The organism is Nocardia sp. NPDC003979 (assembly GCF_053605015.1).
Genome location: NZ_JBSGIJ010000004.1, coordinates 85,537 through 106,124, shown reverse-complemented (window position 1 = coordinate 106,124; position 20,588 = coordinate 85,537). Strand labels below are relative to the sequence as shown.

Annotated in this window: 20 protein-coding genes; 8 read left to right on the top strand and 12 right to left on the bottom strand. The window is 67.9% G+C overall.

Annotated features, from left to right (window positions below; all coding sequences use genetic code 11):
• Positions 1-40: 40 nt before the first annotated feature.
• Positions 41-3,451 (bottom strand): BTAD domain-containing putative transcriptional regulator, encoded by a 3,411-nt coding sequence (locus tag ACWEVR_RS10200; RefSeq protein ID WP_452466644.1) that lies wholly within the window; start codon positions 3,449-3,451, stop codon positions 41-43.
• A 115-nt stretch (positions 3,452-3,566) separates the two neighbouring features.
• Here ACWEVR_RS10200 and ACWEVR_RS10195 point away from each other — a divergent pair, with 115 nt between their 5' ends.
• Positions 3,567-4,010, top strand: coding sequence for a DUF4267 domain-containing protein (locus ACWEVR_RS10195; protein WP_452466643.1), 444 nt, complete (start codon positions 3,567-3,569; stop codon positions 4,008-4,010).
• 34 nt (positions 4,011-4,044) lie between these two features.
• Here the strand turns inward: ACWEVR_RS10195 and ACWEVR_RS10190 are convergent, their stop codons facing one another.
• On the bottom strand, positions 4,045-4,566 hold the full coding sequence (locus ACWEVR_RS10190; protein WP_452466642.1) for a YybH family protein: 522 nt from the start codon (positions 4,564-4,566) through the stop codon (positions 4,045-4,047).
• A gap of 123 nt (positions 4,567-4,689) precedes the next feature.
• On the opposite strand from ACWEVR_RS10190, the gene ACWEVR_RS10185 reads away from it, so the two are divergent.
• Positions 4,690-5,643, top strand: a complete 954-nt coding sequence (locus ACWEVR_RS10185) for an endonuclease/exonuclease/phosphatase family protein (protein WP_452466641.1) — start codon at positions 4,690-4,692, stop codon at positions 5,641-5,643.
• Between the two features lie 3 nt (positions 5,644-5,646).
• Here ACWEVR_RS10185 and ACWEVR_RS10180 read toward each other — a convergent pair whose 3' ends face one another.
• Positions 5,647-6,231 carry a TetR/AcrR family transcriptional regulator gene (locus ACWEVR_RS10180; RefSeq protein WP_452466640.1) on the bottom strand — a complete coding sequence of 195 codons (585 nt, stop codon included), beginning with the start codon at positions 6,229-6,231 and terminating at the stop codon, positions 5,647-5,649.
• A gap of 65 nt (positions 6,232-6,296) precedes the next feature.
• Between ACWEVR_RS10180 and ACWEVR_RS10175 the strand changes: the two genes are divergently transcribed.
• The gene (locus tag ACWEVR_RS10175; RefSeq protein ID WP_452466639.1) at positions 6,297-7,151 is read left to right on the top strand and encodes an alpha/beta fold hydrolase; all 855 of its coding nucleotides are present in this window, start codon (positions 6,297-6,299) and stop codon (positions 7,149-7,151) included.
• A 1-nt stretch (position 7,152) separates the two neighbouring features.
• Here the strand turns inward: ACWEVR_RS10175 and ACWEVR_RS10170 are convergent, their stop codons facing one another.
• From ACWEVR_RS10170 to ACWEVR_RS10150, 5 genes are all read right to left on the bottom strand, one after another.
• Positions 7,153-7,665 (bottom strand): OsmC family protein, encoded by a 513-nt coding sequence (locus tag ACWEVR_RS10170; protein WP_452466638.1) that lies wholly within the window; start codon positions 7,663-7,665, stop codon positions 7,153-7,155.
• Positions 7,666-7,731: 66 nt separating this feature from the next.
• Positions 7,732-8,343 carry a class I SAM-dependent methyltransferase gene (locus ACWEVR_RS10165; RefSeq protein ID WP_452466637.1) on the bottom strand — a complete coding sequence of 204 codons (612 nt, stop codon included), beginning with the start codon at positions 8,341-8,343 and terminating at the stop codon, positions 7,732-7,734.
• Between the two features lie 85 nt (positions 8,344-8,428).
• Entirely contained in the window at positions 8,429-9,514 is a 1,086-nt protein-coding gene (locus ACWEVR_RS10160; protein WP_452466636.1) for a metallophosphoesterase, read from the bottom strand.
• Between the two features lie 136 nt (positions 9,515-9,650).
• On the bottom strand, positions 9,651-10,295 hold the full coding sequence (locus ACWEVR_RS10155; protein ID WP_452466635.1) for a methyltransferase domain-containing protein: 645 nt from the start codon (positions 10,293-10,295) through the stop codon (positions 9,651-9,653).
• 484 nt (positions 10,296-10,779) lie between these two features.
• Entirely contained in the window at positions 10,780-11,895 is a 1,116-nt protein-coding gene (locus ACWEVR_RS10150; RefSeq protein ID WP_452466634.1) for an acyl-CoA dehydrogenase family protein, read from the bottom strand.
• A 91-nt stretch (positions 11,896-11,986) separates the two neighbouring features.
• Here ACWEVR_RS10150 and ACWEVR_RS10145 point away from each other — a divergent pair, with 91 nt between their 5' ends.
• The 3 genes from ACWEVR_RS10145 to ACWEVR_RS10135 all read left to right on the top strand — a co-directional run bounded on the left by ACWEVR_RS10145 (position 11,987) and on the right by ACWEVR_RS10135 (position 14,264).
• On the top strand, positions 11,987-12,676 hold the full coding sequence (locus ACWEVR_RS10145) for a winged helix-turn-helix transcriptional regulator (RefSeq protein WP_452466633.1): 690 nt from the start codon (positions 11,987-11,989) through the stop codon (positions 12,674-12,676).
• Between the two features lie 100 nt (positions 12,677-12,776).
• Entirely contained in the window at positions 12,777-13,010 is a 234-nt protein-coding gene (locus ACWEVR_RS10140) for a hypothetical protein (protein WP_452466632.1), read from the top strand.
• 60 nt (positions 13,011-13,070) lie between these two features.
• Entirely contained in the window at positions 13,071-14,264 is a 1,194-nt protein-coding gene (locus tag ACWEVR_RS10135) for a site-specific integrase (RefSeq protein ID WP_452466631.1), read from the top strand.
• Between the two features lie 62 nt (positions 14,265-14,326).
• Here ACWEVR_RS10135 and ACWEVR_RS10130 read toward each other — a convergent pair whose 3' ends face one another.
• The 4 genes from ACWEVR_RS10130 to ACWEVR_RS10115 form a co-directional block, all read right to left on the bottom strand.
• The gene (locus tag ACWEVR_RS10130) at positions 14,327-14,686 is read right to left on the bottom strand and encodes a DUF3703 domain-containing protein (RefSeq protein ID WP_452466630.1); all 360 of its coding nucleotides are present in this window, start codon (positions 14,684-14,686) and stop codon (positions 14,327-14,329) included.
• Between the two features lie 71 nt (positions 14,687-14,757).
• Positions 14,758-15,489 carry a helix-turn-helix transcriptional regulator gene (locus ACWEVR_RS10125; RefSeq protein ID WP_452466629.1) on the bottom strand — a complete coding sequence of 244 codons (732 nt, stop codon included), beginning with the start codon at positions 15,487-15,489 and terminating at the stop codon, positions 14,758-14,760.
• Between the two features lie 288 nt (positions 15,490-15,777).
• Positions 15,778-16,662 (bottom strand): haloalkane dehalogenase, encoded by an 885-nt coding sequence (locus ACWEVR_RS10120; protein ID WP_452466628.1) that lies wholly within the window; start codon positions 16,660-16,662, stop codon positions 15,778-15,780.
• A gap of 162 nt (positions 16,663-16,824) precedes the next feature.
• Positions 16,825-18,186 carry an aminotransferase-like domain-containing protein gene (locus ACWEVR_RS10115; protein ID WP_452466627.1) on the bottom strand — a complete coding sequence of 454 codons (1,362 nt, stop codon included), beginning with the start codon at positions 18,184-18,186 and terminating at the stop codon, positions 16,825-16,827.
• A 121-nt stretch (positions 18,187-18,307) separates the two neighbouring features.
• On the opposite strand from ACWEVR_RS10115, the gene ACWEVR_RS10110 reads away from it, so the two are divergent.
• Together ACWEVR_RS10110 and hydA are read left to right on the top strand one after the other, a co-directional pair.
• Complete coding sequence (locus tag ACWEVR_RS10110; protein ID WP_174550327.1) at positions 18,308-19,150, top strand: nitrilase-related carbon-nitrogen hydrolase; 843 nt, start codon at positions 18,308-18,310, stop codon at positions 19,148-19,150.
• A 16-nt stretch (positions 19,151-19,166) separates the two neighbouring features.
• Positions 19,167-20,588, top strand: coding sequence for a dihydropyrimidinase (gene hydA / locus ACWEVR_RS10105; protein ID WP_452466626.1), 1,422 nt, complete (start codon positions 19,167-19,169; stop codon positions 20,586-20,588).

Genomic DNA, 20,588 nt, shown 5'->3' with positions numbered 1-20,588 from the left:
GGAGTTGGAACCGACTCGGACGTCGCCGTGACCTGCTGTGTCAGCTACGGATCGCCGCGGCGGCGCGGGCCCTGGCCGTGGTTGACCAGTGCGGGGCATTCCACATTTCCGCGATGTCGGCTGCCCGAGCGAAATGCGCGGCCGCCTCGTCGCTACGACCGAGGAACACCGCGAGTTCGCCCAGTACGTGCGCGACCGGGCGCACGGCGAGCGACACGCTCTCCGCGCCCGCGGGCGGACCGTCGCGGTGTGGCAGCAGGTCCGTGTAGACCCGTTCGGCGCCGTCGCGGTCGTTCACGGCGATCAGGGCCAGCGCGCGCAGGCTCGTCAGGAAGGTGAAGAAGAAGTCGGCTCGGATCGGGGCCGGTGGTGTGGGCACTACTTCGTTGCCGCGACCCGCGGCGTGCAGGGCCAGTGTCAGCAGGTCGGTGACCATCGGGCCGAGCGCGGCGTGGAAGGCGCGGACCTCGTCCAGGTGGGCGCCGAGGGTGCCGTCGTTGATCCAGATCGCCGCGCGGGCGATGCGGAGAAACCCGGCGGCGTGCACCGACCCGGCGCGTTCCATGCGCTGGGTGGCTGTGATGTAGCGGCGTTCGGCGTCGGCGAACCGTCCCTCGATCAGTACCAGTGTCGCCAGGGCGATCTCGGCTGCGCCGACCGCTTCGGGCATCCGGTAGGCGCGGGCCAGGTCGCGCGCTTGTTCACTGACGCGACGCATGGTCGTCGGATCGTTGGCGGCGGCAGCGCCGGCGGCCAGGTTGAGCAGGGCGGTGATGCGGTACACGGGCAGGTCGTGTTCGGTGCCGATCGCCAGGAGTTCCCGCGAGTACTCCTGGCGGCCCGAGGCGCGCGCCAGGATCAGCAGGGCGGCGGCACGCAGACGCGGGGAGGTCGCCGACTCGAGTGCTTCCAGGGCCGCGGGCATGACCGTCGGACCGTCTTCGCCGACCAGTTCGTGGGTGTAGGCGATGAGCAGATGGGCGCGCACGTCGCGGTCGAGGTCGGTGCGGGTGAGCAACCGGGCGAGCCGTTCGACGATCGGGCGGTCGATCGTGCCGTACATCCGGGACTGCCACGGCGTCGGTTCGGTCCAGGCGGTGAACGCGGCGATCATCAGATCCTCACGTCCCAGCGACTCGGCGAACGCCACGGCCTCCTCGCGCGTGCGCCTTGCGCCCGCGATGGACCCGGCCCTGACCTGTGCTCGCAGCAGTCTGCCGAGCAGGTCCATCCGTTCGTCGGGTTCGCGGGCAGCGGCGACGGCGTCGGTGAGGAGCACGACCGCCACATCGTGGGCGTAGCGCGCCTCGGCCAGTTCCGCGGCTTGCACGCAGTATCCGACGGCATTCGGCGATCCGGCCCGCGCCCAGTGGTGTGCCAGGGCGACGATGTCGCCGGAGCCTTCGAGAGCCTCGGCGATCCGCGCATGCATCCTCGTCGTGCGCGCCCGGCTGACACCGGTGACCAGGGTGTCTCTGACCAGGGCGTGCACGAACCGGACCCGACCGGGCCCCGGTTCGTCGAGCAGCCCGGCGATGACGCCCGCGTCCACGGCGTCGAGCACGCCGTCCTCGTCGGTGTCGGCGGCGCGCACGAGCACGTCGACCGAGCATTCCCGACCGGCCACCGCCGCCAACCGCAGCACCGATACACCGCTGTCGGGCAACCGTGCGAGCCGTCGCCGCAGCACGTCGCGGACACCCTCGGGAACCTCCGAGAGCGCGACCAAAGCACCTTCACCGTTGAGCAGGCGGGCGGTCTCGCGCACGTAGAAGGGATTGCCGCCGGTTCTTTCGGCGATTCCGGCCACGGTCGAGTCGTCGGTGTCGCATTCGGCCCGCACGAGTTCGGCGACGGCATCGCGGTCGAGTCCGGGCAGGTCGAGCCGCAGCGGGGCGGTGCGGGCCAGGGTGGCGAGTGTTTCGGTGAGGCGCTCGCTTTCGTCAGAACGGTAGGCGGCCACGATCAGGATCGGGGCCTTGGTGTCGATGCCGCCGGTGAGCAGTTCCAGGGTGGCGGCATCCGCCCAGTGCAAGTCGTCCAGGACGACGGCAACCGGTCGGTCGGCGGCGGCCGCCGCGAGCCAGGTCCACACGGCCCGGCGGAGCCGGAATCGGCCGGCTGCCGCGTCACCGTGCGCGGGCACGGAGTCCGCCAGCAGCGGCGCCAGGTCGTCGGAGAACGCTTGTGGCGCAGCGCTTTCGGCGATCGCTCGCAGGACTTCGACCCATGCCCAGGCCGGTGGTGCGCTGTCGACGTCGGGGCAGCGCCCGGCGGCTACGAGCCATCCGTCGCGGGTGAGTGTCATGGCGAGGTGCTCGAGCAGGGTCGACTTGCCCTGTCCCGCTTCGCCGGTGATCAGGGCGGTTCTCGCGCCGTCGGTGATCGCTTGCTCGGCGGTTCTGGTCAGGGCTGCGAGTTCGTGGTCGCGTCCGACAAACGGGGTGGGCGACCGGCGGTTGTCGAATGCCGTTGACGCTGAGTGTGATCCGGCGCTCCCGGAGTGATTCTTCCCCGGGTCGACCGCACCTGGTCCGGCCGCGCCGGGGCGGACTTCGCCGGCGTCGACCGCGCCGGGGCCGACTTTGCCCACCTCTACCTCACGGCTGCCGACCGCACCTGCTGAATCTTCGGGCGCATTCCGGCTCCTGGGCAGTACCGTCCGCTGGGAGGGTGCCACCGGAACCGCCGCACGCAGGAAGTCCGTGCGCTGAGCCAGGATCGCCTCTTCCAGTTCCACCAGGTCCGGGCCCGGGTCGAGGCCGAGCTCGTCGGCGAACAGGGTTCGGGCGCGACGCAGCGCGCTCAGCGCATCGGCCTGACGCCCACTGCCCCACAGCGCCAGGGTGTGCAGCCGCCACCCTTCCTCGCGTAGGGGTTCGTCGCGGGTGAGGGTCTCGGTGTCGGGGACGACCGTCGCGGCCCTGCCCAGGCGCAGACCTGCATCGATGTGTAGTTCGCGCGCGACCAGGCGCAACTCGTGCAGCCGTGCTGTTTCGGCGGCCACCCACGGCTCGTCGGCGACCTCGGCGAACGCGGGACCGCGCCACAGCGCCAATGCCTCGTCCAGCCGGGCGCGCGTGTCCTCGGGATCGGTGAGTGTGCGGGCTTGTTCGAGTAGTTCCTCGAAACGCCAGGCGTCCACCGCGTGCTCGGGCAGGTGCAGCGCGTAACCAGGTGCGGCGCTCACCAGCAGACGGGCCGGCGCCCGTGGTGGTCGGTCCGGTTCCAGCAGGCGGCGCAAGTTCGACACATACGCCTGCAACGACGCCAATGCCCGCGACGGTGCTTCCCCACGCCAGAGATCTTCGACCAGCCGGTCCACCGGCACCACCTGCCCGCGCGCGGCCACCAGCAGTGCGAGCACACCGCGTTGACGCGGGCCACCGAGGGGAAGCGGTTCGCCGCCGACCTCGGCCGCGAACGAGCCCAACACCCGGATCAAGACCATGACCAGCCATATCGTACGCGCGCCGACCCGCACGCCTCCAAGTCGGCTCCAACTGCCTTCCAAAGCTCGGCGAGCAGTCTCGTTCACATCGAAACCCGTTGAAAGGCAGGACAGTATGAGCATCAGCACCCAGGGCATGCGGATCGGCACAGTGGGACGAAAGGTGGTCACGAGGTATCGGGTCACCACCGTGATGGCCGTGATCTGCGCGGCGGCACCGTTGTATTTCGGGTTGAGCTTCCTGCTCGCTCCCGAGAGTTCGCCCGCCGGTTTCGGTATCACGCCGTGGCCCACCGGCAATGCCGACGGCTATTTCGTCGTCAAGGGCGTACGCGACATCTCCACCGCCGCGGTGGCGTTCCTGGTGCTCGCCCTCGGCCACCGTCGCGTTCTCGGCTGGATCGTGTTGATCAATGCCGTGATCCCGTTCGGTGACGCGCTGGCCGTGGTGACGCACGGCGGAACGGTGACAACAGCGCTGACCGTGCACATTTCGGCAATGCTGTTCGTCGTTCTGACAGCCGCGCTACTGCTCACGGAACGCCCCGCGCGCGCCTAACCGAAACCGGAGCGGGTCGGTGTGGTCGTCTCGATCACACCGACCCGCCGGTTGTCCTGCGCACACCGAATCGCGCCAGCAGCGCCCTCGCCGCGAGACCGAAGACGGTCCTGCCCGCATCGGCGGGCGCGTCTTTGCTCGGCGCGCACCAGACTTGAAAGGATTTGGGGCTCATCGGAATCGAGATGTGCTCGTGCGTGATCACCCATCGGCCGTCCACCCGCCGGAGGCAGACGGTTTCGCGCACCCAGATCGACAATTCGATGCCGCCTTTGTGCTTGCCGGAATCCAGATGGAGCATGTTGGCGAAGGCCACGTCTCCGTCGACGGCGATCGCCAGCTCATGTGTTTGCAGATCGATCGGCCCGTCGTACCCGTCGAACCACCGCAGAAAGTTGGCCCGCACCTCCTCGGTTCCCGTAAACCGCAGCGGCGCGACAGCATCGTAGTAGACGATGTCCTCCGCATAGAACGACATCGCCGCGTCGATATCCTTCGATTCGTGCGCCCGGGTACGACTTTCCAAAAACTCCCTGATCTCGCTCTCACCCGACATCCCACATCTCCTTCCGCGCCCTTCGGACCGTTTCGGTAGTCCGACGAGACAGCGGGAACGAATGTGAGGTCCCACCGAGCCCCTGAGTTCGGAAAGTCTCGCTGCACGTGTTTGGCTGGCGTGGTGAGCGCGCGGATTGTTCGGATCGGGGTCGGGGTGGGTGCCGGGGTGGCGACGCTGGCCGGAATCGCCGGTGTGGCGTTGCATTTTTCGCGGTGGGATGCGGAGCCGGTCGTGTTGGCGGCGTCGGCGGCACCGTATCTGATGTGCGGTGCGGTGGTGGGGGCCGTTGGTTTCGCGGGCCTCAAGCAGTGGGTGGCTGCCGGGGTGGCGGGGATTTCGGTCGCCGCCGGTCTGGCGACACAGGCACCGCTGTACTTCGCCGATGGTGGTGGCGAGGGGCCGGCGATCATGGCGATGCAGGCCAATCTGCTGTTCGACGGTGCCGATCCGGTGGTGCTCGTGAACGAGGTGCGAGCGCGGGATATCGCTGTGCTCACCGTCAACGAGCTCACCCGCCCGGCGGTCGATGACCTGGGTCGTGCGGGTCTGGATGCCCTGCTCCCGTACCGCTACCTGGCACCCGGCCGGACCGCGAGCGGGACCGGGATCTGGAGCCGATACCCGTTGTCCGACGCCGTCGAATACGACGGGTACGTCCTCAACCAGATCTCGGCGACTGCCACCGTTCCCGAGGTCGGTCCGGTCTCGGTGTATGCCTTCCACCCGGTGCCCCCGATCTACGACACGCGCGTCTGGGCCGATGAACTGTCCCGGCTCCGGCAGGTGCTGGACGGCGCGCCCGCCGATCGTCCGGTGCTCGTCGGCGGCGATTTCAATGCCACCCACGACCATGCCCGGTTCCGCGCTATCGCCTCGGGTCGCTACGCCGACGCGGCCGCCCAGGCGGGCGCGGGTCATCTGGTCACCTATCCGACAGACAAATCGATACCCCCGTTGGTCGGCATCGACCATTTCCTGCTCGCCGACGCGCACGCCACGAACGTGGAAACCGTCGATCTACCCGGCGCCGACCATCGAGCCCTGGTAGCGCGCATCGTCTTTCGCGCTCGGTAAGAACTACGACTCGACCCGAAGCAGCACTGCCTCGACCCGGGCCCGCATCGCCTTCCCGGCCGCCAGCAGCGGTTCGGCCGAACGCAATGTCCGGCCGAGCACGAACGCCCCTTCCAGTGCGGACAGAATCGCCAGCACAAGATCGCGTGCTTCGTCCTCGACCAATCCACGACGCACGAAATACGTGGTGCCCTGGTCGATCCAGTCCGCGACGACCTCGGCCACCACCTCCCGCAGGTCCGGTTCGGAGTCGGCGATCTCGCCCGCCACGGTCCCCACGGGACACATATTGATCCACCCGGATTCCTCGAGCGTGCGGGCGGCGTCGGCGAACGCGGACGACACCGCGACGGCGAGGTCCTCGTGCGGGTCCATCAGCAGCGGCAGCAACTGGATGTAGGCGGCACCGGAATCGCGCAGGGCCACTGCGGCGATCTGCGGTTTGCCCTGCGGGAAGTGGTGGTAGAGCGAGCCCATCGGCGCGTCGGCGGCGGCGGTGATCTGCTTGACCGTGATCGCGCTGTACCCGTGCGTGCGCATCAGTTCGGCGACGGCGGTGACCAGGCGTTCCCGGGTGGGCGTTGACATCTTCTCCCTCACCGCTCCAGACTAGAGCAAACGCACTAGAGTGTTCGCTCTAACTGGAGGTTCTCATGCCGTCCGTCGAACTGCCCGCCGGCCGCGTCCACTACACAGAGCGTGGGGAGGGACCGCCGGTCGTGCTGCTGCACGGCTTGTTGATGAACCACCGGGTCTGGGATTCGGTCATCGATCTGCTGCCCGCCGGGTTCCGCTATGTGCTGCCGGATCTGCCGTTGGGAGCGCACCCCGAGCCACTGCGACCGGGCACCGACCTGAGTCTGCGCGGGCTGAATCAGCTGATCGCGGACTTCCTCACCGCTCTCGACCTACACGACGTCACCCTCGTGCACTCGGACTGGGGTGGTGGCCTGTTCCTGACCGCCTACGGTCTCGACGACCGGGTGGGTCGGCTGATCGTCTTCCCCAGCGAGGCATTCGACAACTTCCCGCCCGGCCTGCCCGGCAAATCCGCGATCCTCGCCTCCTACCTGCCGGGCGGTATCACCTTGGCTCTGCGCCAGTTGCGCGTGCGCTGGTTGCGCGAGACTCCACTGCTGTTCGGCTGGATGGCGAAATTCCCTCTGTCGGACGAGCTCGTGCGCGCCTGGACCGACCCCGGTCTGCGCGATGCCGGTATCCGCCGCGACCTGCTCGCCTACACCCGCTCCGGTTTCGCCAAGGCCGAATTGATCACCGCAACCGAAGCGCTGCGACACTTCCGGGGTGAGGCATTGATCCTGTGGTCGTCGGCGGGCAAGGTGATGCCCCGCGAGCACGGCCGTCGCCTTGCCGACCTGATCCCCCGCGCCCGCCTGGTCGAGATCGATGACGCCTACGTGTTGTCGATGCTCGACCAGCCGAACGCGGTCGCCGCCGCTGTCACCGAGTTCCTCACCAGTACGGCGGTTCGCCCGACGGAACGGTGAGTCAGCCGACCTCGAGGGTGGTCTTCACCGGGGTGGCGCCGGTCGTCGAATCCAGCACGGGGCAGTGTGCGTCGACGGCTTCTCGCAGTTCCGCGTAGCGCTGCGGTGTCTCGGGGCCGTTGATCCGCACGGTGACCCGCACCGCCTGGAACCCCGCACGCACCGTGTCGTCGATGCCGAAGAACCCGCGCACATCCAGGTCGCCTTCGGCGGTGATCGCGAGATCCTCGACGCTGATCCCGAGTCGCTCCGCCCAGAATCGGTAGGTCACCACCTGGCAGGAAACGAGTGCCGCCAGATACACCTCCACCGGATTGGCGGCGGTGTCGGCGCCGCCGAGCGCGGGCGGTTCGTCGACGCGCACTGTGTGGGTGCGCGCGGTGACCACGCTGCCCACCGTGCCCTCGGGCGTCGCCGCCGCACGGAACACCACGTGCGCATCGGTCGGATCGAGGGCCACCGCTTTCGCTGTCGCTTCGGAAATGCTGTTCAAGGCCGCGAGCTGACTGGTCATGCTCGCACGCTATCGATGGCGCTGTCCCTGGCCAACCGATGATTTCCGGGTGATTTCAACCCCTGCTCAACGGGCGACACCCAGCGACAATGCGGCGAAGGCTTTCGGGGCACCGGGTTGGTAGAACCGGTCGAGTTCCACTATTTCGAATCCGGCATCGGCGATCAGTGCCGGGATGTCGCGCGCCAGATGGCATCCACCGGCGACCCGTTGCTGGATCGGATCGAGCCGGTGCTGCCACACCCGAACCGACTCGTCGGGCGCCAACCCGTGCTCGACGAAATGCAAGGTGCCGCCAGGCTCGAGCACCCGCCGGATCTCGGCGAGCGCCGCCGCGACATCGGGAATCGTGCACAACGTGAACGTCGACAACGCGGTGTCGAAACTGCCGTCCACGAACGGCAGCGCCTGCCCGTCCAACCCGGCTCGCTCGATCGGAACCCGGCTGGCCGCAACCTTTTTCGCCGCGATCTTCCACCCCACATCAGCGGGCTCCACCCCACTGACCCGCTCCACCGTCTCGGGATAGAACCCCACATTGTTCCCGGACCCGAACCCCACCTCCACCACATTCCCCCGCAACCCGGAACACACCCGCCGCCGCAGCGAGTCGTTCACCCGCGCCCCACACACCTTGTCGGTGAGGTGCGGAAGAACTCGATCGGTATAGAAGCCCATTCTCCGATCATCCTCGTCGACCAGCCACCAGGAAAGGCCCGGTAGGCGTCAGCCGCACAACCGGCGAAGCTCAGTCGGAGTCGGTTCAGGCGAGGCGGCGGTCGAAGACCTGGGTGCCGATTGCGGTGGCCGGGTCGACGGTGACGACGCGGGCGCGCATCGAGTCGGGGTGCAGGTCCAGAACCATGAAGCCCAGTTCGTGGTGGGTTTGGTAGAGGGCGTTGTGGCGGCCGGCGGGTTCGCCGGGCTGGCCGGTGGAGGTTTTGGCCGAGGCGCCGGAGACGATCTGGCGGGTGCCCTTGGTGGCGGGGGTGGGTTCGAGGATCTGCATGGTGTGGTCGTGGCCGGACAGCAGCAGCGAGACCTTGCCCAGGACGTGGTCTTCGAAGAAGCGTTTGGCGTGGATGCCGTTGAGCGGTTCGATCGGCAGGCCCTCGTAGTTGCCCGCGTCGCCGTGGGAGCCGTTGCTCAGGTAGGGGTGATGGGTGCAGGCGATCTTCCATTGCGCGGTCGACTCGGCCAGGGCCCGGTCGAGCCAGGCGCGCTGTTCGTTCATGTAGGGGCCGTCGACCGCCCAGTACGGGTCGAACACGGGCGGGATGTAGGCGGCCAGGGGGTTCACGTCGAGAACGAAGAACTCCACGACGGGGTTCTGCTCGGGTACCCGCAGCGAGTAGTAGCGGCTCGGCATCCACCAGCGCGGCGAATGGGCGTGGTAGGCCACCTCGTGGTTGCCGCGCGGCAACCAGCCGCCGTCGCCGGGAAACACCGAACTGGTGTCGTGGTTGCCGAGCACCATCGCCCACGGGAAGTCCAGGCCGGTGTTGGGGTCCTCGAATTTCGTCGCGAACTGGATGTCGTCGGGCCCGTTCGGACCGGAGTCGTAGATGTTGTCCCCGAGCCCGACGGCAAGTGAAAACGGTTCGCGCGCATGGAATTCTCGTGCTGCGTCGGCCACGGCCCACTGGGTGCGCGTCCCGGTCCCGGCATCACCGGTGACCAGCACCCGCACCCCGCGCCCCGCCGTCGGCGGGAATTTCGCCACCGCGGCGGGCACCGCACCGGCCGGGGTGAGCCCGACCAACGTCAGACCCGCGACGACACCGGCCGCGCCCGCGAGAACCTCGCGCCTGCCCAGACCGTTCGACCGCACGTTGAGCTGCTCGTCCATGCTCACCTTTCCGAGTTCACCCGTCGACCGCTCGATCGAAGCACAACACCCCGGCCGCTACGGCACCGCATCCAGCGCGTTTCGATGAACATTAGAACAACATGGACGCTCGCCCAGTTAGCGTCGTGGAATTTTGCTAGCTGCGGGTCGCACTCTCTCTCGCCCGACGGCACATCAGCATCTGAGCGGCCCCGACCTGGAATTCGTAGTCGACATCGACAACCCGGCAGTCGACACCGTCCTCGGCCAGTTCGGAAATCAACGCACGCAGGTGGGGGTACGGACTGCGCGAACCGATCGGGACGAGCGGGAACACCCTGAGCTCGGTACCGATCCGCAGCAGTTCGATGATGGCTCGACGATGGAACTCGGGATCGAGATCGTCGGCGTAGCAGAAGAGAAGGTGCGAACTCAGCACGAGGTCGACACTGTTGTCCGCGAACGGCAGCTGGGGCAACCGTCCGGGAACGTAGCGTTGCGGATGCGTACCGCTGTGGGTGGCGAACTGCCGGGCCGACTCGGAGCGCGCCCGGCGATGCGCGTCGGGATCGGCGAAGAACTCCCACCGATAGTCCTGCGCGTGTGCGCGAACGAAGTCGTTGCCGCGTTCGGCCTCGGCAACAGCGGTCGCCGCCACCTTCGCCAACCCGTCCCCGAAATAGGCGACATCGCATGCGGTCACGTCCCCACCCCGAGCACACACCTCGGCGGTGAAACCCGCAGCACCACCGGGACAATCGAGAATCCGGCGCCGCAGATCCTCCTCGCTGAGCGCGAACATCGCCCGATACTCGTCCAGCGAACGAGAACTGACCAGAATCTCCCCGAACCCACCGGTTCCTGACCTTGAAGTGCTGTCGCCCATCTGTTGACCTCTCTATCCAGGACCGCCGCCCGGACCCGTCCAGATGTCGTCACGACAAGCACCCGACCGCCCGCGAGGCGGCCACGCAACAACAACGCCGACCGCTACCGGACCGGCCACCACTGCTGCGCAAACATCATCACGGCCCGAGTACACCAGCCGCTCCCTCCGCCCGCAACCACATTTGCCCCCGCCCACGCGATCTCTCCCAGCACCGGGAGCCCGCTCATTGTGCGGGCTGCCAGCCGGAAGGGGGAGGAGTGCAACACGGGGCGGGGTCATTGCGGACCCGGATGGGCCGGCATCGCGCCCGCGGCCGCAATTTCACTGAGGCGAACAGGCCGATGCGGAGCGGGCACCGAGGAACTGCTCAGCTCGCTGCGCCGCAAGCGCGATCGCATTACCCGATCGGGTTGTGCCCCAGCAGGACTCGCCCCGTGAAGCGGATCTGTTTGGGGCGGGGCAGGGGATGGAATTGGCAGCCGAGGACATCTCGGTAGAGGCGTTCGAGGTCGCAGGTGCGGGAGTAGCCTGCGCCGCCGGTGGTTTCGATGGCCAGGCGGACTGTCGTGATGAGAGCCTCGGCGGCGACGGTTTTGCGGCTGAGGGCGCGGGCGGCGTAGGCGTCGGTGTTGGGGAAGGTGAGGTCGGCGGCGTCGGTGAACATGGCGGTGACGACGTCGTCGGCGGTGGTGTGGGCGTTGAGCATCTCGCCCGCGGTTTGCAGGGTGTGGTCGTCGGCGCGCCCGCGCAGCAGGTGGGCGGTGAGGGCGACCGCCGCGTCGGCGATACCGAGGTAGGCGGCCAGGATCAAGGGAAGAGCGGCGCCCATCACGACATTCAGTACGGTGGGCCACGCACCGGTGGGCCGGATCAGCGACACCGCCGCCTCGGGCACGAACACGTCGTCGAGCACCACGGTGTGCGATCCGCTGGCACGCAAACCCAGTGTGTCCCAGGTCTTCTCGATCCGAACACCGTCGGCCGACATCGGAATAGCGCAGTGCAGCACCTGGTTGTCCGCCAGCCGGACGCTGGTGACGAGCACGTCACCGACCTCGCACCCACTCGCGGGCGCTTTGCGCGCACTCACCCGGTACCCGCCGTCCACCGGCACGGCCATTCCGTTGGAATCCACCCAGTCCGAGGCGCCGGTGCTGACGAGAATCGCACCACCGACAACCTTCGCGAACACCCCGGAGGCGTCGATACCGTGCTTGTGCCGCCACACCTGCGCGGCGACCAGATGCGAATGCATCGCGAACGCCACCGCCGTCGACGGATCGTGGGCGCCGAGCTCACGCAGCACCGCCCCCATTTCGGTATGCGTGGCCCCGCCGCCCCCGAATTCGGCCGGAACGAGCGCGGCCGAGAGGCCGGAAGAGCGCAGCAGGTCGAAGGCGGCGACGGAGATCTCGCCGGTGCGGTCGCGCTCGGCGACCTCGGAACGCAGCGTTTCACCGATCGTGCGGGCCAGGGCGACCCGGTCGGTTGCGGAAGTAATCGTGGAAGTCATGTTTCGAAAGGTAGGGACCGGCGCGATAACCGGATAGTCCAGAAAGTGGACTCCCCCGGTCCAGTATCTGGACCCCGTCGGTGAGGTGATGATGACGAGCACAACCCCCAGCTACGCCCAGTACTGCCCCATTTCGCGTGCCCTCGACGTGCTCGGTGAACGCTGGTCGCTGCTCATCGCCCGCGACCTGTTCCTGGGCACCACCCGATTCAACGATCTGGCCCGCGGCCTGCCCGGCCTGTCGCGCAGCCTGCTGGCCAAACGGCTGCGCCAGTTCGAACGCGCGGGTCTGGTCGACAAGCTCGGCACCGAGTACGTGCTCACCGAGGCGGGTCGGGACCTGGAACCGATCCTGTTCGGCCTCGGCGAGTGGGGTGCGCGGTGGACCTTCGGCGAACCACGCCCCGATGAACGCGACGCGGCCCTGCTCGTGTGGTGGATGCACAACCGCCTCGACACCACACAACTTCCCGGCCGCCGCCAGGTGCTCGCGGTCCGGTTCACCGACGATCCGCGCCGGTTCTGGATCGTGGTCGAGGCCGGCGCGGCGTCGGTCTGCGAGACGGATCCGGGATATCCGGTCGATGTCACCATCAGCGCCGACGTGGCTGGTTTGTACGAGGTGTGGCTCGGCCGGTTGCCGCTGGCACACGCCCAGCACACCGGACGGGTGCGGTTCCTCGGCCCGCACGCGGTAACCCGCCGGATGCCGGATGTGCTGCGGTTGAGCCCGGTCGCCGGGTACGTGCGCGCGACCGACCAGCAGGCCCGAGCCTCCTGAAACCGGACTTATTACGCAAATCCGAACAAAACGTGTCTGTTATCACTCCGTGGCCTATCGTGTTGGCAGCGGCCGTGACCACAACGTTATTGTTCGAGTCATGGTACGTACCGGAGCAGAGCAGACAGAACCGGACGAACCGAATGTTCCTCTCCCCCAGCAGCATCCGGCACGTCTCGAACTAGTCGGCGAAACCGACACCCCCGAACCCGCGGCATCGGCGGACGACGGGTTCCCCCGCCTCGGCGACACCAGCTTCCTCACCGGCGCGGCCAAGCACCGCCTCGCCGCGTTCATCCACACCAAGCTCGCCGAACTCGAGGAACTGCCCTGACCCGGATTAAGCTGGGCGCGCCGTAGATCAGCGGCGACGACGCGGGCGAGGAGGGCTGCGGTGAGTGAGGCGGTCGTGCTACCCGAACGGGTCCGCACCGAACTACGCCGCGGGGTGCGCAGCGTCCTGATCGACACCGCCGCACTACGGCTCGTCGGTGAACGCTTCGACGACGACCAAGCGGGTGCGCTACGCCGCTATCTGGAGGCGTCACAGTCGGCCAACACCTTGCGCGCCTACCGCACCGACTGGATCGCGTGGGCGGGCTGGTGCGCGAGCGAACACCGCCAAGCGCTGCCCGCCGACCCGCTCGACGTGGCGGTGTATCTGGCCGCGGCCGCCGACGCCCGCCGCGAGAACGGCACGTGGGCCTTCAGCCCCGCCACCCTCGACCGCAGATCCGCCGCTATCGCCGCCGTGCACGCGGCCAACGGTTTGCCCTCCCCGACCAGGTCCGACGTCGTGCGCCTCACCCTGCGTGGCATCCGGCGCACCCGCCGCACCCCACCGACCCGCAAACGCCCGGTCCTACTGCACACCCTCGAACAGCTTCTCGCCGAACTCCCCGCCCCCGGCTGGCCCACCGAACCGGCCCGCCGACGCGACGCTCTCGCCCTGCTGGTCGGTTTCGCCGGTGCGCTGCGACGCAGCGAACTGGCCGCCCTGCGCATCGGCGATGTCCAGGTGCGCACCGATCACCACACCGGTGAACCATTGCTGATCGTGCACCTGCCGACCACCAAAACCGACCCCACCGGTGCGAGCGAACAGCGCGTCGCCCTACCACGCGGCAAACACCCGCACACCTGCCCCGTCTGCGCCTTCGCCGACTGGGTGCAGCTCCTCGAAACCCATTCCAGCACAGTTGATCTACGCGCTTGGGTCACCGCGAACCCGATCACCGACACCACCATCCACCGCTGCCACGGCTTCACCGGAACCAACCTGAGCGGCGACCCCCACCGCCCCTTGTTCCCCACTGTCAACCGGCACGGCACCATCGCCCCCACCGCCCTGTCCGGCCGCGCCGTCGCCGAACTGGTCAAACGCTACGCCGCCCGCGCAGGCCTCGATCCCGCCCTGTTCTCCGGCCACTCCCTGCGGGCCGGTTTCGCCACCCAAGCCGCCCTCGGCGGCGCCAGCGACCGCGAAATCATGCGCCAGGGCCGCTGGTCCAACCCCCGAACCGTCCACGGCTACATCCGCACCGCCAACCCCCTCGAAGACAACGCCGTCACCAAACTCGGCCTCTGACACGCTGACCGACGCGCACCGGGTGCCTCGCGGAGCCGCGCACCCGAACGGCCGTACCTGCGTCATCGGGCTGTGGTCGCACCCGCGGAGAGTATGGCCATGAGATCTTCCGGGATGGGCATCGGCGTGAACGGGCCGACATCGGATCGACCGTTGTTGCCCAGTGGTGCCCGACCGGTTGCGGATGCGATGCCGCCGAAGGCGAGTCGAAGTACCTGGCCGACGACTTCGCGGCGGTCGCGGGATCGGATCGCGAGCCGGAGCATCGCCCAGTGGGCGCGAGTGTGCGGCCACGCCCACTCCTGCGACAGGATGTGGGCCCGTTCGAGGGCGTGCCACATCTCGTCGATATCAGTGGTCAGGCGAGCGCGGTTCAGTTCGGCTTCGAACGCGGATCGGACGCCGGCAGGCATGCGGGACATGGGGACCTCCTGAGTTGGATTGCCTCCCAACAGCGTTGCTGTCCACCTCGGCGCCTGCTTGAACAAACCTGCTACGGGCCGTCGAGTTCGTCCACCAACCGCAACTGCCCGAAGTGCGACGGGGCTGCGCCGAACATGCTGTGGCAGACGCGGTTCAGATGGGCGCTGTCGGCGAATCCGGCACCATGAGCGGCCTCGGTGAGGGTCCGACCTGCGGCGAACAGCCGAATTGCGTGCTGCATCCGCAGCCAACGCACGTACGCCCGGAACGGAAGCCCCACTTCGGCCGAGAACAGGTGCGCCAGTCGGCTCTCCGACAGCCCCGCCCGCTGGGCGAGTTCGCCGAGCCGCACCGGGCCGTCGGCGAGGAGCCCGGGCAAATCAGCCAAGGAACGGCGCACCGCCGGATGCCAGGCGCTACGGTCGGGCTCGCCCGCGCGGGTGACAAGGGCAGCCATTCCGATCGGGCCGCAGCTGAACATCGCCCCGTGACGCACCCAGACATCGACCGCATCCGCGGGATCGGGACACAGCACGGCCGCCACCGCCGCTTCGGGCGCCAAGTGGATCAATGTCGCCGAGGCGGTGCCCTCGACCACGCGGTGGCTGGTGTTCGGCGGAATCACCGCGGCCCGGCAGCGCGCGGTCGATCCGTGTGCGTCACCGATACGGAACGCGGACGCGCTCTGCATGATCTGCACCGTGTGGTGCGCATGCAGCGCCGTGGTTCCGACCTCACCCGTCAGCACCATCAACCCGGGCCGCAACAGCATCGTCCCGATCCATCCGGTCGCGCCGGTCATGTGCTCTGCCCAGGAGCGGCCCGACACGCTGGGCCACCGACCGCGCGGTGCGAAGACTGCATGGTCGAAGTATGGCAATGCCACCTGCCTCCACCCGGGAACCTCGAGTGCGATTCAGGGGTGGTGCGCTCGCCTTCGACTGGCCGATGTGGGTGCGGCCATCTTCTTCGAAGCGGCACCGAACGGGCAGTCGGCTGCCGTGGGCGGCGCATTCCAGCCGATGGCCGAGGGGCGCGCACCCTTACTGCGGATAGCCGAGGTGGCTGACAGGCGCCGCAGCACGCAGGGTCAGACCAGCGCCTCGGCATGGAGTACCAGCCGGCGCAGATCGTTGCGGTCGAGCCACTCGGAGATGGCGGCCGCCAGCAGATCCGGCTGATCCTCGGGAGTGTGGTGGCCGGCGACCTCGTCGTACTGCTGAATATGCAGGGCGGAAATGGTTTTCGCACACCAGTCGATGACGGCGGGTTCGGTCATCGCACCGTAGGCGGGGGTGAAGTTCACCAACAGCTTCGGTACGTCCGGGCTGGACGCGAGCCATTCGTCGTACGCTTCGGCGCGCGCGACGACATCGGTCGGCGTTCCGTCCAGCGGCATCGACCGGGCGAAGCGCAGCACGGGAATTCTGCTCTCCCGCGTCGGGAACGGGCGCTGGTACACCGCCAGGTCGGCGGGCTCGAGCCGATCCGAGATGGTGGCGAGCCCGTCTCGGACGAACGAATCTTCGAGGAAGATGGACTCGCCCACACCGTCGGTCCGGATCGCGCGCCACAGATCGCGACCGGCTTCGGGAAACTCCTCCCAGCTCATGGGTTTGATGATGGTCTCGGTGAACGCGACCCCGCGCACCCGATCCGGATGCCGTGCCGCCCAGTCGAAGGCGAGCGCGCCACCCCAGTCGTGGCCGACGAGCACCACACTGTCCAACCCCATCGCCTCGATCCAGGCATCCAGGTAGCGCGCATGGTCGTCGAAGCTGTAGTCGATCGCCGGCTTCCCCGACTCGCCCATGCCGATCAGGTCGGGAGCGAGCAGGCGACCGGCGCCGACGCCGGGCAGAACATTGCGCCACAGGTACGACGAGGTCGGGTTGCCGTGCAGGAACACGATCGGTGCGCCGGTGCCGGTTTCACGGTGGTAGATGGTCGAGTCGAGTACACGGGTGACAGGCATGGTGGTTCCTTTTCAGCGGTGGAGACAGGAGGCGATCCCGATCGACAGAGTCGAGCGGCATCCTTGTCAGTTAGTTGACTAACTGACAGAGACATTAGCGAGCACCACACTGTTTTGTCCAGAGTTAGTTGGACAACTCACCTAGAAGGGTGAGCAAGTCCGTCAACGCCCTGTATGCAACGAGAAGTACTCCGACTGCCGCGGCGGCTGGGCTGCAGTGGCCAGGATTCGTGCCACGTCGTCGATGCCGTCGCGCAACGGCGCGACGGTCACCCGCACCGCCTGCGGCTGACCCGCCTCCTCGCCCACCAGGAAAGGACCGCCCGGAGCCACCCGAATGCCGTTGGCCGTCAGATGAACCAGCGCCGAGCGTTCATCCGTCACCGGCACCCAGGCATTGAGCCCGTCCCCGTCGGCGACCGCCACACCGTGCCGGCTCAAAGCGCCGGTGAGTGCGCGTCGCCGATCGGCGTAGTCCGTACGTGCTTGCGAGACAGTGCCGTTCGCGGTGTCGTCGCGCAGGAGTTCGTACAGCAGGCGTTGCAGGATGCGCGGTGTCCACCCGGGGCCGAGCATGCGGGTGGCGACGATGCGGTCGATCACCTCCTCGGGGCCCGAGAGGGCGGCGATGCGCAGGTCGGGGCCGTGGGATTTGGAGAAACTCCGCACGTGCAGCACCTGGTCGGGTAGCCAGCGGCCGAGGCTGATGTCGGGGGCGGCGACGATCGCACCGGAATGGTCGTCCTCGACGACCATGCACCGATGCTCGCTCCGACCGAGGATCCTGGCGAGCATTTCGGCCCGCTCGGCGGTCATGGACGCACCGGTCGGATTCTGGGCGCGCGGTTGCAGGACGGCGGCGGCGGGCGCGAGTGTGAGGGCGCGCGCCAATTCGTCCGGCAGCACACCGTTTTCATCCATCGCCACCGGGACGGCCTGCACACCGATGGTGTCGAGGTAGTCGAGGAAATGCGGGAAGGTCGGGTTCTCGACGATCACCCGATCACCGAAGCGCACCACCGCCGCCAGGCTGCGCGCCACCGCGTCCATCGCCCCGTCGACGACGGTCAACCCACCCGACCCCGTCGGCCAGTCGGCCTGCAGCAGCCGACCGAGCTCGGGAACCACCGGTGGCTGGTGATAGTCGGTGCTCTCCGCACGCGAAGCCACCTGCGCGAGAAGCGATCCGATCTCGGGGAGCAGGGCGGGATCGGGCGTGCCGAGAGACAGATCCAGGCGCGCGGACTCGGCCCCACCGGTCATCCCACCCGCGCGCGTGGGGGCCGCGCGAGGCACCCCGGTGACGAAGGTTCCGCTGCGCCCCTTGGAGACAACCAGCCCGGCCTGGGCCAGCGCCCGCCACCCGTGGCTCACGGTCGCCGGACTCACTCCCAGCTGCGCGGACAGTTCGCGCACTGTGGGGAGCCGATCGCCCGGGCGCAGTTCGCCACTGGTGATGAGCCGGGCGATCGCACCGGCGATCCCGGCGGGCGTCGGATCATCGATCCGGATCTTCTTGTCCACTTTTCCCTCGCCGTCGGCCCCTCGAGATTTACACTTCCCGGCATTGGGTGAAACATTCAAGAAATGTTTAGTACTGACGATAACATAACCCAAATCCTAGGCAGGAGATCGACCGGTGACGATCATCAAAGCAGCCATCACACAGGCCACCTGGACCGGCGACAAAGAATCGATGCTCGCCAAACATGAGAAGTTCGTCGAGCAGGCAGCCGCCGAAGGCGTTCAGGTGATCTGCTTCCAGGAGCTGTTCTACGGGCCGTACTTCGGCAATGTGCAGGACAAGAAGTACTACGAATACGCCGAATCGGTGCCCGGCCCGACCACCGAACGGTTCGCCGCCCTGGCGCGGGAGCACAACATCGTGATCGTGCTGCCGGTGTACGAGGAAGACCAGCCCGGTGTCCTCTACAACACCGCCGCCGTGATCGACGCCGACGGCACCTACCTGGGCAAATACCGCAAGCACCACATCCCCCACCTGCCCAGTTTCTGGGAGAAGTTCTACTTCCGCCCCGGCAACCTCGGGTACCCGGTGTTCGACACCGCCGTCGGCAAGATCGGCGTCTACATCTGCTACGACCGCCACTTCCCCGAAGGCTGGCGCGCCCTCGGCCTTGCAGGCGCAGAACTCGTCTTCAACCCCTCGGCCACCAAACCCGGCCTGTCCAACCGGCTCTGGGAACTCGAACAGCCGGCCGCGGCGGCCGCCAACCAGTACTTCATCGCCGCCAACAACCGGATCGGCACCGAGAGCGACGAATTCGGCGACGACGCGGTGACCTTCTACGGCAGCTCCTACTTCGTCGACCCGCGCGGAAATTTCGTCGGCGAGGTCGCTTCCACCGGCACCGAGGAACTGGTGATCCGCGAGATCGACCTCGACGTGGTGCGCGAGGTGCGTGGCGACTGGCAGTTCTACCGCGACCGCCGTCCCGACTCCTACTCCTCGATCGTGGCGCCCTGAGACGGAAAGGATCACCGTGGCAACAACATTGATCACCGGCGGCACCGTCGTCTCGGCGACCGGGCGCGGCGCGGCCGATGTGCTCATCGACGGTGAACGCATCGTCGCCCTCCTCGAACCCGGCAGCACCGTCCTCGGCGCGACTCTGACGGAAACGGTCGACCGCGTGATCGACGCGACCGGCAAGTACGTCATCCCCGGCGGCATCGACGCCCACACCCACATGTCGATGCCCTTCGGCGGCACCACCGCCGCCGACACCTTCGAAACCGGCACCCGCGCCGCCGCCTGGGGCGGGACGACCACCATCATCGACTTCGCCGTCCAGAAATTCGGTGAGCGAGTCCAGGACAGCCTGCAGACCTGGCACGACATGGCCGCGGGCGAATGCGCGATCGACTACTCGTTCCACCAGATCATCGGCGACGTCAACGACGAATCCCTGCGCGCCATGCGCGAACTGCCCGGCGAAGGCATCAGCAGCTTCAAACTGTTCATGGCCTACCCCGGCGTGTTCTACAGCGACGACGCCCAGATCCTGCGCGCCATGCAGACCGGCGCCGACACCGGCCTACTCACCATGATGCACGCCGAGAACGGGCCCGCGATCGACGTCCTCGTCGGCCAGCTGCTCGCCCAGGGCAAGACCGACCCCTACTACCACGGCATCGCGCGCGCCTGGGAACTCGAGGAAGAGGCCACCCACCGGGCGATCATGCTCGCCAAACTCACCGGCGCGCCGCTGTACGTGGTGCACGTGTCGGCCAAGCAGGCCGTCGCCCAGCTCGCCGCCGCCCGCGATCGCGGCCAGAACGTCTTCGGCGAGACCTGCCCGCAGTACCTGTACCTGTCGCTGGAGGACCAGCTGGGCGCGCCGGGCTTCGAGGGCGCCAAATGGGTGTGCTCCACGCCGCTGCGTTCCAAGCACGACCACCACCAGGACGAAGCGTGGCAGGCGTTGCGCACCAACGACCTGCAGATGGTGTCCACCGATCACTGCCCCTTCTGCATGAAGGGGCAGAAGGACATGGGCATCGGCGACTTCTCCAAGATCCCCAACGGCATCGGCTCCGTCGAACACCGCATGGATCTCATGTACCAGGGTGTGGTCGACGGCAAGATCAGCCTCGAACGCTGGGTGGAGATCACCGCGACCACCCCCGCCCGCATGTTCGGCCTCTACGGCCGCAAGGGCGTGCTCGCCCCCGGTGCCGATGCCGATGTGGTGATCTACGACCCCGACGGCCACACCTCCATCGGCGTCGACGCGACCCACCACATGAACATGGACCACTCCGCCTGGGAGGGCTACGAGATCGACGGCCACGTCGACACCGTGCTCTCGCGCGGCAAGGTCGTCGTCGACGACAACACCTACCTCGGCCGCAAAGGCGACGGACGATTCGTCCGCCGCGACCCCTGCCAATACCTCATCTAG

Excerpts from the sequence above, each read along its gene's own strand:
- ACWEVR_RS10145 (WP_452466633.1), top strand. The coding sequence starts at position 11,987 with ATGACGAGCACAACCCCCAGCTACGCCCAGTACTGCCCCATTTCGCGT.
- ACWEVR_RS10130 (WP_452466630.1), bottom strand. The coding sequence starts at position 14,686 with ATGTCCCGCATGCCTGCCGGCGTCCGATCCGCGTTCGAAGCCGAACTG.
- ACWEVR_RS10140 (WP_452466632.1), top strand. The coding sequence starts at position 12,777 with ATGGTACGTACCGGAGCAGAGCAGACAGAACCGGACGAACCGAATGTT.
- ACWEVR_RS10155 (WP_452466635.1), bottom strand. The coding sequence starts at position 10,295 with ATGTTCGCGCTCAGCGAGGAGGATCTGCGGCGCCGGATTCTCGATTGT.
- ACWEVR_RS10125 (WP_452466629.1), bottom strand. The coding sequence starts at position 15,489 with ATGACCGGCGCGACCGGATGGATCGGGACGATGCTGTTGCGGCCCGGG.
- ACWEVR_RS10175 (WP_452466639.1), top strand. The coding sequence starts at position 6,297 with ATGCCGTCCGTCGAACTGCCCGCCGGCCGCGTCCACTACACAGAGCGT.
- ACWEVR_RS10120 (WP_452466628.1), bottom strand. The coding sequence starts at position 16,662 with ATGCCTGTCACCCGTGTACTCGACTCGACCATCTACCACCGTGAAACC.
- ACWEVR_RS10165 (WP_452466637.1), bottom strand. The coding sequence starts at position 8,343 with ATGGGCTTCTATACCGATCGAGTTCTTCCGCACCTCACCGACAAGGTG.
- ACWEVR_RS10190 (WP_452466642.1), bottom strand. The coding sequence starts at position 4,566 with ATGTCGGGTGAGAGCGAGATCAGGGAGTTTTTGGAAAGTCGTACCCGG.
- ACWEVR_RS10180 (WP_452466640.1), bottom strand. The coding sequence starts at position 6,231 with ATGTCAACGCCCACCCGGGAACGCCTGGTCACCGCCGTCGCCGAACTG.
- ACWEVR_RS10150 (WP_452466634.1), bottom strand. The coding sequence starts at position 11,895 with ATGACTTCCACGATTACTTCCGCAACCGACCGGGTCGCCCTGGCCCGC.
- ACWEVR_RS10195 (WP_452466643.1), top strand. The coding sequence starts at position 3,567 with ATGAGCATCAGCACCCAGGGCATGCGGATCGGCACAGTGGGACGAAAG.
- ACWEVR_RS10170 (WP_452466638.1), bottom strand. The coding sequence starts at position 7,665 with ATGACCAGTCAGCTCGCGGCCTTGAACAGCATTTCCGAAGCGACAGCG.
- ACWEVR_RS10160 (WP_452466636.1), bottom strand. The coding sequence starts at position 9,514 with ATGGACGAGCAGCTCAACGTGCGGTCGAACGGTCTGGGCAGGCGCGAG.
- ACWEVR_RS10200 (WP_452466644.1), bottom strand. The coding sequence starts at position 3,451 with ATGGTCTTGATCCGGGTGTTGGGCTCGTTCGCGGCCGAGGTCGGCGGC.